This window comes from Amycolatopsis sp. A1MSW2902, assembly GCF_017312175.1.
GTDB classification, from domain to species: Bacteria; Actinomycetota; Actinomycetes; order Mycobacteriales; family Pseudonocardiaceae; genus Amycolatopsis; species Amycolatopsis nivea.
This window is the reverse complement of the sequence record NZ_QJPO01000001.1, coordinates 2,831,911-2,844,648: the sequence shown is the minus strand read 5'-3', so window position 1 is coordinate 2,844,648 and position 12,738 is coordinate 2,831,911. Positions and strand designations below refer to the sequence as shown.

Annotated in this window: 12 protein-coding genes; 8 read left to right on the top strand and 4 right to left on the bottom strand. The window is 69.8% G+C overall.

The features are described 5' to 3' along the window. Positions 1 to 2: 2 nt before the first annotated feature. Entirely contained in the window at positions 3 to 566 is a 564-nt protein-coding gene (gene infC / locus DMP23_RS13025; protein WP_200864208.1) for a translation initiation factor IF-3, read from the bottom strand. Positions 567 to 848: 282 nt separating this feature from the next. Here infC and DMP23_RS13020 point away from each other — a divergent pair, with 282 nt between their 5' ends. The 3 genes from DMP23_RS13020 (at position 849) to DMP23_RS13010 (ending at position 3,653) form a co-directional block, all read left to right on the top strand. Further along, positions 849 to 1,208: a DUF1844 domain-containing protein gene (locus DMP23_RS13020; protein WP_037818165.1), complete on the top strand. Its 360-nt coding sequence runs from the start codon at positions 849 to 851 to the stop codon at positions 1,206 to 1,208. 808 nt (positions 1,209 to 2,016) lie between these two features. Continuing rightward, positions 2,017 to 2,658 carry a GntR family transcriptional regulator gene (locus tag DMP23_RS13015; RefSeq protein ID WP_443111264.1) on the top strand — a complete coding sequence of 214 codons (642 nt, stop codon included), beginning with the start codon at positions 2,017 to 2,019 and terminating at the stop codon, positions 2,656 to 2,658. Next, the gene (locus DMP23_RS13010) at positions 2,655 to 3,653 is read left to right on the top strand and encodes a 1-aminocyclopropane-1-carboxylate deaminase (RefSeq protein ID WP_337821186.1); all 999 of its coding nucleotides are present in this window, start codon (positions 2,655 to 2,657) and stop codon (positions 3,651 to 3,653) included. The genes DMP23_RS13015 and DMP23_RS13010 overlap by 4 nt, the downstream gene beginning before the upstream one ends. Before the next feature lie 48 nt (positions 3,654 to 3,701). On the opposite strand, the gene DMP23_RS13005 is transcribed toward DMP23_RS13010, so the two are convergent. From DMP23_RS13005 to DMP23_RS12995, 3 genes are read right to left on the bottom strand one after another with little or no spacing between them, the layout of a single operon-like run. After that, positions 3,702 to 4,085 (bottom strand): RidA family protein, encoded by a 384-nt coding sequence (locus DMP23_RS13005; RefSeq protein WP_037818159.1) that lies wholly within the window; start codon positions 4,083 to 4,085, stop codon positions 3,702 to 3,704. Beyond that, the gene (locus DMP23_RS13000; protein WP_337821185.1) at positions 4,085 to 4,843 is read right to left on the bottom strand and encodes an IclR family transcriptional regulator; all 759 of its coding nucleotides are present in this window, start codon (positions 4,841 to 4,843) and stop codon (positions 4,085 to 4,087) included. Before DMP23_RS13000 ends, DMP23_RS13005 begins: the two co-directional genes overlap by 1 nt. Then, positions 4,840 to 5,781, bottom strand: coding sequence for a sugar kinase (locus DMP23_RS12995; protein ID WP_443111339.1), 942 nt, complete (start codon positions 5,779 to 5,781; stop codon positions 4,840 to 4,842). Before DMP23_RS12995 ends, DMP23_RS13000 begins: the two co-directional genes overlap by 4 nt. Positions 5,782 to 5,931: 150 nt before the next feature. Here DMP23_RS12995 and DMP23_RS12990 point away from each other — a divergent pair, with 150 nt between their 5' ends. From DMP23_RS12990 to DMP23_RS12970, 5 genes are all read left to right on the top strand, one after another. Next, positions 5,932 to 7,230, top strand: coding sequence for an amino acid deaminase (locus tag DMP23_RS12990; protein ID WP_337821183.1), 1,299 nt, complete (start codon positions 5,932 to 5,934; stop codon positions 7,228 to 7,230). After that, positions 7,230 to 8,825, top strand: coding sequence for an N-acyl-D-amino-acid deacylase family protein (locus DMP23_RS12985; RefSeq protein ID WP_337821182.1), 1,596 nt, complete (start codon positions 7,230 to 7,232; stop codon positions 8,823 to 8,825). Before DMP23_RS12990 ends, DMP23_RS12985 begins: the two co-directional genes overlap by 1 nt. Beyond that, on the top strand, positions 8,822 to 10,213 hold the full coding sequence (locus DMP23_RS12980; protein ID WP_337821181.1) for a GntP family permease: 1,392 nt from the start codon (positions 8,822 to 8,824) through the stop codon (positions 10,211 to 10,213). The genes DMP23_RS12985 and DMP23_RS12980 overlap by 4 nt, the downstream gene beginning before the upstream one ends. 31 nt (positions 10,214 to 10,244) lie before the next feature. Then, on the top strand, positions 10,245 to 11,378 hold the full coding sequence (locus DMP23_RS12975) for a lactonase family protein (protein ID WP_337821180.1): 1,134 nt from the start codon (positions 10,245 to 10,247) through the stop codon (positions 11,376 to 11,378). Between the two features lie 75 nt (positions 11,379 to 11,453). After that, complete coding sequence (locus tag DMP23_RS12970; protein WP_337821179.1) at positions 11,454 to 12,737, top strand: extracellular solute-binding protein; 1,284 nt, start codon at positions 11,454 to 11,456, stop codon at positions 12,735 to 12,737. Position 12,738 lies beyond the last annotated feature (1 nt).

The window sequence follows — 12,738 nt, the reverse complement described above, 5'->3', positions numbered from 1 at the left end:
CGCTACGCCTCGGGAGCCGATTCGGCCGATTCGGCTTTCGCCGCCTTCGGCTTCACGTTCTTGTGCGGGGCCAGCACCATGATCATGTTGCGTCCGTCCTGCTTCGGCGACGATTCCACGAAGCCGAGCTCGGTGACGTCGTCGGCGAGCTTCTGCAGGAGCCGGAACCCGAGCTCCGGCCGGGACTGCTCGCGACCGCGGAACATGATCGTGACCTTGACCTTGTTGCCCGCCGCCAGGAACCGCGACACGTGACCCTTCTTGGTCTCGTAGTCGTGCTGGTCGATCTTCGGCCGCAGCTTCTGTTCCTTGATGACGGTCAGATGCTGGTTGCGCCGGGAGTCGCGGGCCTTCTGCGCGCTCTCGTACTTGAACTTGCCGAAGTCCATGAGCTTGGCCACGGGCGGGCGTGCCTGCGGGGCCACCTCGACGAGGTCGAGGTCCGCCTCCTGCGCAAGCCGCAGCGCATCTTCGATCCGGACAATGCCGACCTGCTCGCCGTTGGGGCCGACGAGCCGGACTTCCGGCACCCGGATGCGGTCGTTGATGCGTGTCTCGGAGCTGATGGGGCCTCCTTGGTCCGAGTGATGTTTTCTCGTTTCGACCTGGTGCCCACATGATTCAGGCCCCGCCTCCGGCTGCTGCCGGTGCACGGGGCCCGCTCTGTCTCCGATCGCGCCCGGCCGGACGGCCGAACGCTTCGCCTCCGCAGTACGCTGCCGGAACGGCACGCACTGCTTCGGCGAGACCGGACCCGGACACCTGTAGCGGTGAGACGGGTGGGAGCGGGGCTCCACTTGCCGCCCCCGATCGCTCGGGAGCTGGTCGCACATGGAAGGGTACCAGACGTGCCTGAACAACCTTCGCCACCGCCCCCGTATTCCCCCGACGACCGCGGGCTCGAGGAGATCCCCAGCGTCGAGGTGATCAGCCGCGCCGCGGTGATGCTGCTGTCCGCGGGCGCCGAACGCCTCGGCCTCGCCGACGCCGACCCGGAGAACTCGCCGCACCGCGACCTCGACGAGGCGCGCCGCCTCATCACCGCGCTCGCCGGGCTCGTGACCGCCTCCGCCGAGTACCTCGGCCTGCACGCCGGGCCCCTCCGCGACGGACTGCAGTCGCTGCAGAAGGCGTTCCGCGAGGCGTCGGTCGTGCCGGACCCGCCGGGCCAGGGGCCGGGCGAGAAGTACACCGGGCCGGTTTACTGAGCCGGAAGCCGTTCCGAGAGATCTTCGAAGACCCGCCTCGCGGCATCGCCGGGCGGGTCTTCGGCGTTTCCGGGTGAGGGCGGGCGGCGATAAGGCCCCGGCGTGCCGGATCGGGACCGCGTGGCACTGCTCCGGTTCGCGATCGACGCTCCCGGCAGGCCGAAGCGATGGACCCGGTCGTGCCGGGTGCCGGAGTCTGGCCTGGCGATCCGCGAGGATTCGGCTCGGGTGATCGCCGCCGCGCTCCGGCACCGGGTTCGGCCCGGTGACCGCGAAGATCCGGTCCGGCAGCTTGCGTGGACCGCGGCCGCGCTCCGGTGCACGGACCGCCCGGCGACCGCTGCCGAGCTCCACGATGCCGACCGATGCGGCCACCTGACCCGCAGCTGAACCGCGCGACACCGTGCGACCGACACGCCTGCGACTGAGCCGCACAACGCCAACCCGCGCGGCCGCCAGGCCCACGACTGAGCCACGCGACGCCAACCCGCGCGGCCGCCAGGCCCACGACTGAGCCACCCGGCGCCAATCCGTGCGGCCGCCGGGCCGACAACTAAGCCACGCGACGTCGACCCGCGCGGCCGCCAGGTCCACGACTGAGCCACGCGACGCCGATCCGCGCGGACAAAGAGGCCAGGGCTGAACCGCGCGACGGCAACCTCTCCGACCGACAGGCCCGCGGGTCACCCACTCGACGCCGACCCGTGCGACCAACCGCCCGTGGCAGAGCCGCCACCACCCCGCGCCAGCCGCATCCCACCGTTCCGAGCCATTGCCTCCCCGCCAACCGACATCTAACATGTTAGATGTGAGAGCACTCCCCAAGGTCTCCCGGTCGCTGCTGCGCGACGAGGCGTACGAGCGGATCCGGCACGCCATCATCGACGGCAGCCTTCCGCCGGGCACTCCCCTGCGCGACGCCGACCTCGCCGAGCAGCTCGGGCTTTCTCGCGCGCCCGTCCGGCAGGCGCTGCTGCGGCTGGCCGAGGACCGGCTGGTCGTGTCGAAGCCGCAGAGTTACACGAGGGTCGCCGAGTTCGACGCCGGTGACGTTCGCGACGCGGTTCGGCTCGTGCGGGCGTTGCACGAGCTGGTCGTGCGCGAAGCCCGGCTCAGCGCGCGGCAGATCGCGGAAATGCGCGAGGCCAACGAGCGATTCCGGGAAGCGGTGGCCGAGGGGGACGTCGGCAAGGCGATCGAGGCGGACGACGAACTGCACGACATTCCGGTGCGCGCGTGCGGCAACCGGGCGGTCGCGGCGACGCTCGACCGGTACACGCCGTTGCTGCGCCGTCTCGAATACGCGCGGTTCAGTTCGCTGCCCGCGCATCGGTCGGTCGCCCGGCACGAGGAGCTCATCGACGCGCTCGAAAGCGGCGACGAGAAAACCGCCGCGCAGCTCACCTCAACGATTTGGACCGATCTCGAAGCTCTCCTGGAGGACGCGTGAGCCTGGCCGATTTCCCCCGTTTCCCGTTGCTCGTCGGGCCTTCGCCGGTGCACCGGCTGGACCGGCTGACCGAACACCTCGGCGGCGCGGCCGTCTGGGCCAAGCGCGAGGACCTCAACTCCGGTCTCGCCTACGGCGGCAACAAGACGCGCAAGCTCGAGTACCTCGTCGCCGACGCGCTCGCCGGGGGCGCGGACACGCTCGTCTCGATCGGCGGCGTGCAGTCGAACCACACGCGCCAGGTCGCGGCCGCGGCGGCGCGCGCGGGAATGAAAGCCGTGCTGGTGCAGGAAAGCTGGGTCGACTGGGACGATCCGCTGCACGACAAGGTCGGCAACATCCAGCTGTCGCGGATCCTCGGCGCGGACGTCCGGCTCGTCGACGCCGGGTTCGGCATCGGGTTCAAGGAGAGCTGGGAGCGGGCGCTGGCGGAGGTCGAGGCGAACGGCGGCACGCCGTACGCGATCCCGGCCGGGGCGTCGGACCACCGGCTCGGCGGGCTCGGGTTCGCCAACTGGGTGCTGGAGCTCGAAGAGCAGGAACGCGAACTCGGCGTTTTCTTCGACACCGTCGTGGTGTGCTCGGTCACCGGCAGCACGCAGGCGGGGATGATCGCCGGGGCGGCGGTGAGCGGGAAGCCGCGGCGGATCCTGGGGATCGACGCGTCGGCGAAGCCCGGCGAGACGCGCGAGCAGATCGGGCGGATCGCGAAGAGCACGGCGGAGCTGATCGAGGCCGGGCCGGTCGGGGAAGCCGAACTCGACGAGCGGTACCACGCGGGCGTTTACGGGATTCCGGACGAGCAGACGCTCGAGGCGATCCGTACCGCCGCGCGGCTGGAAGGCATGATCACCGACCCGGTGTACGAAGGGAAGTCGATGGCCGGGCTGATCGATCTCGTGCGCACCGGCGAGATCGCGAAGGACTCGAACGTCCTGTACGCGCACCTCGGCGGGCAGCCCGCGATCAACGCGTACACCAGCGTGCTCGGCTGAAGCTCTCGTGAGCGGCGGCTTCGGTGCCGCCGCTCACGAGAAACAGCGTCAGTCGAGGACGGCGAGCACGTCGATCTCGACCAGAAGCCCGGCGGGCAGCCCGACGTACACCGTGGTGCGGGCCGCGTACGGGGCTTCGCCGATCAGTTCGTTGTAGACCTCGTTGAACGCCGCGAAGTGGCTGGTGTCGGTGAGGTACACGCGCACCATCACCGCGTCTGCGAAGCTCGAGCCCGCTTCTTCGAGCAGCGCGGTCAGGTTCTTGAACACCTGCCGGGTCTGGCTCACGACGTCGTCGCCGACGATCTCGTTCGTGGCCGGGTCGAACGCGACCGCGCCGGCGACCTGGAGGATGTTCCCCTTGCGGACGGCCTGCGAGAAGTTCGCCGGCGGCTTCGGCGCGTTCTCGCTGGTGATCGCCGTCTTGCCCATCATTGCCCCTTTCCGTTCCCCGTCCATCCACTGTGGACGGAAGCTTCCTCGGCGGCGGCCAGCAGCTCGGGCACGAGCGCCAGCAGCCCGTCGTAGTCCAGCAGCACCTTCGGCACCGACATCGACGCCGCGGCGAGCACCTCGCCGCCCGCGCCGCGCACCGGCGCGGAAATGCAGTGGATGAAGTCCTCGTGCTCGGCATTGTCCACCGCGTACCCGCGCTCAGCGACCTGGTCCAGTTCGGCCAGGTACGCCTCGGGCGTGGTGATCGTGTTGGCGGTGAGCACGGCGTAGTCGATCGCGCGGGCGATCTCCTCGCGTTTCGCCCGCGGCATCGCCGCCACGAGCACCTTGCCGACCGCGGTGCAGTGCAGCGGCGCGCGTTTGCCGACCCGCGAGTACATCCGGACCGCGTGGTGTCCCTCGAACTTGTCGATGTACACCACCTCACCGTCCTCATAGGACGCGAGGTGCACGGTGTGCCCGGTGCGCGAGTTCAGCGCGGCGAGCGCTTCGTGCGAACTGCGCCGGACGTCGCGGTCCTCCAGCGCCTGGTTGGCGAGGTCGAAAAGCGCGCTGCCGAGCCGGTAGTGCCGGGCTCCTTCGCGCCGCACGAAATGGTGCGATTCGAGCGTGCGCAGCAACCGCAGCACGGTCGTCTTGTGCACACCGATCTCTTCGGCCAGCTCGTCGAGCGTCTTGCCGCCGCGGGCGAGACCGCTCAGCAGCGTCAGCGCGCGGTCGAGACTTTGGCTCACGTGACCACCACTCCCTCCCCGGTGAGCCGGACCGAACCCCAGCCGTCGGCGTCCGCCTGCACCAGTTTCGTCACGACGGCCTCGGCCAGCGGCACGCCGACGTCGTCTTGAGTCAACAGTGTCGCGGCAGCTTGCAGGTGCCCGCGACGGAGCCTCGTCAGGGGGTCGGCTCCGCGCAGAGTCGCGGCCAGGAATCCGGCGGCGAAGGCGTCTCCGGCACCGACCGGTTCGACGACATCGACCCGAAGCGCGGGCGAGAACAGCGGTTCGGCCGAGCCCTCGACGAGCGTCGCGCCGCGTTCCCCGTGCTTGACCACCAGCGTGCGCGGACCGGGCAGAAGGGCGCGCAGCCGCACCGGATCGCCGGTGCCCCACACGCGTTCCGCCTCGTCGTCGCCGGTCAGCACCAGATCGGCCTTCCCGGCCAGTTCGGCGAGGACGGACTGGTCGCGTCCGGTCCACAGCGCGGGGCGGTGGTTGACGTCGAACGACACGAGCAGGTCGCCGCGCGGCCGGTCGAGCAGCGCGCGGACGAGCGCGAGGCAGCTGTCCGAGAGCGCGGGCGTGATCCCGGACAGGTGCAGCACGCGAACACCGGAGAAGTCCAGCTGGGACACCAGTTCCGGGCCCATGCCGGACGCGGCGGAACCCGAGCGGTAGTAGCGGACGGGACTGCCGCCCGCGCCGCTTTCCTTCACGTACAGCCCGGTCGGCCTGGTCGAGTCGAAGACGACGCCGCGCACGTCCACGCCCGCCGACGCGATCTCGCGGACGAGCGCGCGGCCGAACGGGTCGTCGCCGACCGCGCTGACCCATCCGCTCGGCACGCCGAGCGCGGGCAGGTGGCACGCGACGTTGGACTCCGCGCCGCCGATGGTGCGCAGCCAAGTGCGCACCTCGTCCGGCGGCCCGGGCTCGGCGGGCACGAACAACGCCATCGACTCGCCGATGCAGAGCACTTCGGGCGACCCGGTCGGACTGCTGGTCACTGACGTCCCTTCCCCGTTGACCTGTGGCGACCCGGATGCTACACCTATGCAACGCATTTTGCGCAACGTCCGTTGCAAGATACGCAACCGAGGTCCCAGATGAACAGCAACGCCGCTCTCACCGCCGCCGTCCGAGCCGGGCGCGGCGAACGGATCGACTGGCGCTTCCGCGCTCTCCCCCCGGCACTGTCCGGGCTCACTCTCAACGAAGCCGCGGCCCGCCGCGCGAAGCTCTTCGACGACGGCTTCTTCGGTCCGTTCGTGGTCCTCGACGCGGCCGCGATGGAGCACAACCTCGCCACCATGGCCCGCTGGTGCGCCGAACGCGGGATCGCGCTCGCGCCGCACGGCAAGACGACGATGGCTCCGGAGCTGTTCGCCCGGCAGCTGGAGCACGGTTCGTGGGGCATCACCGCGGCGAACGCCGGGCACGTGCGGATCTACCGCGCGTTCGGCGTGCCGCGGATCCTGCTGGCGAACCAGCTCGTGGACCCGTCCGCGCTGCGCTGGCTGGCCGGCGAGCTGGCGGCGGACCCGGATTTCGAGTTCGTCTGCTGGGTCGACTCGGTGCGCAGCGTCGAGCTGATGACCGAAGCGCTCGCGGGCGCCGAGCGGCCCGTCGACGTGCTGGTGGAGCTGGGCGGCGAAGGCGGCCGCACCGGTGTCCGCGACGCCGCGACCGCGCTGGCGGTTGCCGAAGCGGCGGCGAAGAGCCCGGTGTTGCGCCTGCGCGGCACCGGCGGCTACGAGGGCGCGCTTTCGCACCACACCGACGACGCGGCCTTGGCGAAGATCAGTTCCTATGTGGACAGTCTTCGCGACGCGACGATCACCTTCGCGGAGAAGGGTTTGCTTGCCGACGGTCCGGTATACGTGACCGCGGGCGGCAGCGCGTACTTCGACCGGGTCGTGGACGAGCTGACCAAGCCGTGGCCGGACGGGCTCGAAGTGGTCCCGATCCTGCGCAGCGGCGCGTACCTGACGCACGACGACGGCTTCTACCGCGAGATCTCGCCGCTCGGCGAGCACCCGCGCATCGCTGGGGTCGACAGCTTCCGTCCGGCATTGCACGCATGGGCGCAGGTCACCTCGAAGCCCACGCCGGAACTCGCGCTGCTCACCGCGGGCAAGCGCGACCTGCCGTACGACGAGGGCATGCCCGAGCCGCAGTTGCTGCGCAAGGACGGCGTCGTCACCGAGCTGACCGGGCACACCGTGCCGAAGCTCAACGACCAGCACGCGTTCCTCGAACTGCCCGAAGGATCGCCGGTCGAGGTCGGCGACTGGATCCGGCTCGGGCTGTCGCATCCCTGCACGACCTTCGACAAGTGGTCGCTGCTGCCGGTCGTGGACAGCGACGGCGAAACAGTGGTCGATTTCGTGCGGACGTGGTTCTGATGGACCTCGTGATCCGCGGCGCGCGCGTCGCCGACGGAACCGGGGCCCCGCTGGAGATCCGCGACGTCGGGATCGACGGCGACCGCATCGCCGACGTCGCCGCGCCGGGAGACCTGACCGCGCCGCGCGTGCTCGACGCGACCGGGCTGGTCCTCTCCCCCGGGTTCATCGACATGCACTCGCATTCCGACCTGCAGGTGCTCGCCAACCCGGACCATCTGGCGAAAATCAGCCAGGGCGTGACCACCGAGGTGCTGGGGCAGGACGGTCTCTCCTACGCGCCGGTCAACGACGAGGTGCTGGCCTCCCTCCGCCAGCAGCTGGCCGGATGGAACGACGACCCGGCGGGCTTCGACTGGAACTGGCGTTCGGTCGGCGAGTACCTCGACCGGCTCGACCAGGGCATCGCGACGAACGCCGCGTACCTGGTCCCGCAGGGCACGGTGCGGATGCTGGTGGTGGGCTGGGAAGACCGGCCCGCCACGGACGCCGAGCTGGCCCGGATGCAGGAACTCGTCGCGACCGGGCTGGCCGAAGGCGCGTTCGGCCTGTCGTCCGGGCTGACCTACACGCCCGGGATGTACGCGACCACCGAGGAACTGGTCGAGCTGTGCCGCGTGGTCGGCGAGCGCGGCGGCTACTACAGCCCGCACCACCGCAGCTACGGCGCGGGCGCGCTGGAGGCGTTCGCGGAGATGGTCGACGTCTCCCGCCGCTCCGGCTGCCCGCTGCACCTCGCGCACGCGACGATGAACTTCTCTGTCAACAAGGGCAAAGCGCCGGATTTGTTGCGGCTGCTGGACAACGCCCTCGACGACGGCTGCGACATCACCCTCGACACGTACCCGTATCTGCCCGGCGCGACCTACCTGTCCGCGCTGCTGCCGAGCTGGTCCACCGAAGGCGGATTGGAGCCCACGCTCGCCCGGCTGTCCGATCCGGACACTCGCGAACGCATCCGCGCGGAGATCGAGGAGTCCGGTTCGGACGGTGCGCACGGCGTGCCGATCGACTGGGACGCCATCGAAATCAACGGCGTGCGCCGCGAGGAGAACGCCGCATTGGTGGGGCACAGCGTCCTCGCTTCGGCCCGCAAGAACGGGAAACCTCCGGCAGAGCTGTACTTCGACACGCTGATCGACGAAAAGCTCGGCACGTCCTGCCTCATGCACGTGGGACACGAGGAAAACGTGCAGGCCATCATGCGGCACCGCACGCACACCGGCGGCTCGGACGGTCTGCTGGTCGGCGCACGGCCGCATCCCCGGGCGTGGGGCACCTTCCCGCGTTACCTCGCCCGCTACGTCCGCGAGCTGGGCGTTCTCGAACTGGCCGACTGCGTCGCGCACCTCACCGGGCGCGCGGCACGGCGGCTGGGGCTGTCCGACCGGGGCCTCGTCCGCCCCGGGCACGCGGCCGATCTGGTGCTGTTCGACCCGGACACGGTCGCCGACACCGCGACGTTCGACAATCCGCGGCAGCCCGCCGCGGGTCTCTCCGCTGTCTTCGTCAACGGCGTCGCCGCGCTCGAAGACGGGTCCCCCACCGGCGCGCTCGCCGGGCATTCCCTTCGCCATCCCGGGAGTCGACGATGATCCACTGGCTGCAGACCAGCACCGCCGGTCTGCTCACGCTGGCCGCGGTGTCCATCGCGGTGCTGCTTTTCCTCATCATCAAGGTGAAGCTCGAACCGTTCATCGCCTTGATCGTGGTGGGCCTGCTCACCGCGCTGGCCGCGGGCGTGCCGGTCGGCACCCTGGTCGGCACCGCGCAGAAGACGTCCGATTCGCTGCTGGAGAAGGGTTTCGGCAGCATTCTCGGGCACATCGCGGCGATCATCGGGCTGGGCACGCTGCTCGGCTCGATCCTGGAGAAATCCGGCGGCGCGCGCGTGCTCACCGCGGCGCTGCTGCGCACGTTCGGCGAGAAACGCGCTCCGCTCGCGATGGGTCTTTCCGGCCTCATCTTCGGCATCCCGGTGTTCTTCGACATCGGCATTTTCGTGCTCGCGCCGCTGGTCTACGCCGCGGCCAAGCAGGGCGGCCGGTCGATCGTGCTGTACGCGATGCCGTTGCTGGCCGGGCTTTCCATCACGCACGCCTTCATCCCGCCGCACCCGGGACCGGTCGCCGCGGCCGGGCTGCTGCACGTGGATCTCGGCTGGCTGATCCTGATGGGCGCGGTCTGCGGCATCCCGGCCTGGTTCATCGGCGGCATCCTGTACTCGACGTGGATCGGCAAGCGCGTGAACGTGCCGCTGGCCGAGGACTTCGCGAAGCTCGCGGGCGAAGACGGCGAGCAGGACGGCCCCGCGCCGTCGCTCAAGCTGGTCGGCGGGATCATCGCGGTGCCGCTGGTGCTGATCCTGGTAGGCACGTTCGGCAGCATCCTGCTGCCCAAGGGGTCCACCGGCGCGGGCATCGCGGCGTTCCTCGGCACGCCCGCCATCGCGCTGACCATCGCGACCATCCTCGCGTCGTGGCTGCTCGGCCGCCGCCGCGGGATGAGCGGCACGGACCTCGCCCAGCTTTCCGCGAACGCGCTGCGCCCGGTCGCGATGATTCTTCTCGTGGTGGGCGCGGGTTCGTTCTTCGGAGCGGTGCTGTCCGCCACCGGCATCGGCAAGGCGGTGGCCGGTTCCCTAGGCGACGCCGGGCTTCCCGTGCTTTTGGCCGCGTACATCATCAGCTGCGGCATGCGCATCGCCCAGGGTTCCGCGACGGTCGCGATCGTGACCACGAGCGGCATCGTCGCGCCGACCGTACTGGAACTGCATTATTCGCAAGCACAATTGGCGCTCCTGGTGGTCGCGATCTCGGCCGGGTCGATCATCGCCTCGCACGTGAACGACGGCGGATTCTGGATCGTGTCCCGCTATTTCGGGCTGACCGTGACCCAGACCCTGAAAACCTGGACGGCTTTGGAAACAGTCCTTTCCTTGAGCGGTTTCGGTGTGGCAGCATTGGCGATGGCATTGGTCTGAACCACATCGGCACATGTTCCGGGGGTATTCGATGACCGAGATTTCCCGCCGCACGTTCGTCGGAGCAGTCGGCGCGGCCGGAGCCGCCGCCGTGGTGGGCGCACAGCTCGCCACGGCAGCGCCCCGGCCGCGCGCGGCCACGACGGTGTACGTCGGCAGCTACACCAACTCCGCGCCGGCCGGCCACGGACTGGACGTCACCCAGCGAGCGGCGGGAAGCCCCGCGCTCACGCCGGTGCGCACTGTCCCGAAGCTGACCGACGTTTCCTGGTTCGACCGGACTCGCGACGGCCGGATCCTGTACGTCACCAACGAAAACGAGGGCGCGGAGACCGGCACGGTGTCCGCGTTGGACATCTCCGACCCGACCCGGCCGAAGCTGCTCGGGTCGACGTCCTCGAACGGCGGCTCGCCCACGCACCTTTCGGTGCACCCGAGCCAGAAGTACGTGCTGGCCGCGAATTACGACTCCGGCAGCGTCGTGGTGCTGCCGATCAAGTCCGGCGGCAAGCTCGGCGCGGCCACCGATCTGCAGCAGCACCAGGGCAAAGAGCCGCACGCGCACCAGGTCGTCACCGATCCGTCCGGCAAGTGGGTGCTCGCGGTCGACCTCGGCACCGACTCGGTGTACGTCTACTCGTTCGACACCGGCAAGGGAAAGCTGAAGCTGCACAAGCAGATCACCCTTCCCGCCGGTGCCGGACCGCGACACCTCGCGTTCCACCCGAACGGCAAATTCGCTTACGTAGCCCAGGAACTGCGGCCGGAGATCACCGTCGCCAGCTGGGACTCCGCCACCGGCACGTTCAAGCCGATCTCCGTGGTGCCCGCGGTTCCGCCGGGCAGCACCGGCGAACTGTTCCCCGGCGAGATCACCGTGTCGCGCGACGGGAAGTTCGTCTACGCCACCGTGCGCGGCCCCAACACCGTCGCCACCTTCACCGTCGCCGACGGCGGAGCCGGGCTCACCCTGGTCTCCTCGGCGGCGTCCGGCGGCAACTGGCCGCGGCATCTCGCGCTGGACCCGGACGAGAAGTGGTTCTACGTCTCCAACCAGCGCTCCGGCACCGTCACCTGGCTGCCGCGCGACCCGGCCACCGGTCTGCCCGGCAAGTCCGCGGGCTCGCTCGCCGTGCCGAACGTCAACTCTGTCTTCTTCGTCTGAGAAAAACCGGGGCTGTCACGCCGCACAGCCCCGTCTTTCCCGGTCATTGACCGGTCCCCGCGACAGGAGTCACCGATGAAGCTGCGTTCTGTCCTGCCCGCTGTCGCCACGCTGGCGTTGCTCGCCGCGTGCGCCCCCACCCAATCCGGCCCGGCCGCCGCCGGCGGAAACCAAACCGACGGCACGCTCAGAGTCTGGCTGTTCGACGAAGCGAACCGTACGCCGAAGGAGGCCGCGGTCAAGGAAGCGATCACCGAATTCGAGGCCAGCCACACCGGCGTGAAGGTCGACGTGCAGTGGGTTCCGGTCGAAGGCCGCGCGGACAAGTTCTCCGGCGCGTTCAACGACCCGTCCAACGCCCCCGACGTCGCCGAGTTCGGCAACACCGACGTCTCCAGCTACGCGCAGACCGGCGCGTTGTCCGATCTCACCAAGGACATCGCGAACTGGTCGGACGGCAAGGACCTGCTTCCGTCCGTGGTGGACACCGCCAAGGCGAACGGCAAGATCTACGGCATCCCCTGGTACACCGGCATCCGCGCGTTGTACTACCGCACCGACGTCTTCGCCGAACTCGGCCTCAAGCCGCCGACGACGCTGGCGGAGCTGACCGAAGACGCGCGCAAGATCCGCGAGAAGAAGCCGGACCTGTACGGCATCGCGACCGGCGGCAAGTACACCTACGCGATGCTGCCGTTCATCTGGGCTAACGGCGGCGACCTGGCCAAACAGGACAACGGCAAGTGGACGTCCACTGTGGACTCCCCGCAGGCCAAGGCAGGCGTGACCGCGTACGCGAACCTGATCAAGGACGACATCTGCCCGCCCGCCGCCTGCGCCAACCTCACCGGCACGCAGAGTGTCACCGCGTTCGCCGGCGGCAAGGCGGGCATGGTGATCGGCGGCGACTTCAACCGCAAGGCCGTCGAAAAGGGCGCGGTGAAGGGCAAGTACGCGATCATGCCGCTGCCCGGCACCGCCCCGGGTTCGGTCGCGCCCGCGTTCGCCGGCGGCAACCTGCTCGGCGTGTTCGGCGCGAGCCAGCGCCACGGTCTCGCGGTGCAGTTCGCCGAACTGCTGGCCGGCGTGAAGTACCAGGAGAAGATGTACGCGGCGATGGGCAACCTGCCCACCCTCGCGTCGGTGCAGAAGAAACTCGCCGCCAGCGACCCGACGTTGAAGGCGTTCGTGGACACCCTGAGCGCGGGCACCAAGTTCGTGCCGAGCACCCCGGCGTGGTCCAAGATCGACAGCCAGAACGTCCTGCCCACCGCCGTGCAGCAGATCGCGACCGGCGGCAAGGACGCGAACGCCGCGCTGGCCGACGCCGCCGCGGCGATGAACAAGAACTTCGGCTGAC

Coding starts and splice junctions, on each gene's coding strand:
- DMP23_RS13005 (WP_037818159.1), bottom strand. CDS start 4,085: ATGGGCAAGACGGCGATCACCAGCGAGAACGCGCCGAAGCCGCCGGCG.
- DMP23_RS12970 (WP_337821179.1), top strand. CDS start 11,454: ATGAAGCTGCGTTCTGTCCTGCCCGCTGTCGCCACGCTGGCGTTGCTC.
- DMP23_RS12980 (WP_337821181.1), top strand. CDS start 8,822: ATGATCCACTGGCTGCAGACCAGCACCGCCGGTCTGCTCACGCTGGCC.
- DMP23_RS12975 (WP_337821180.1), top strand. CDS start 10,245: ATGACCGAGATTTCCCGCCGCACGTTCGTCGGAGCAGTCGGCGCGGCC.
- DMP23_RS12985 (WP_337821182.1), top strand. CDS start 7,230: ATGGACCTCGTGATCCGCGGCGCGCGCGTCGCCGACGGAACCGGGGCC.
- DMP23_RS12995 (WP_443111339.1), bottom strand. CDS start 5,781: ATGGCGTTGTTCGTGCCCGCCGAGCCCGGGCCGCCGGACGAGGTGCGC.
- DMP23_RS12990 (WP_337821183.1), top strand. CDS start 5,932: ATGAACAGCAACGCCGCTCTCACCGCCGCCGTCCGAGCCGGGCGCGGC.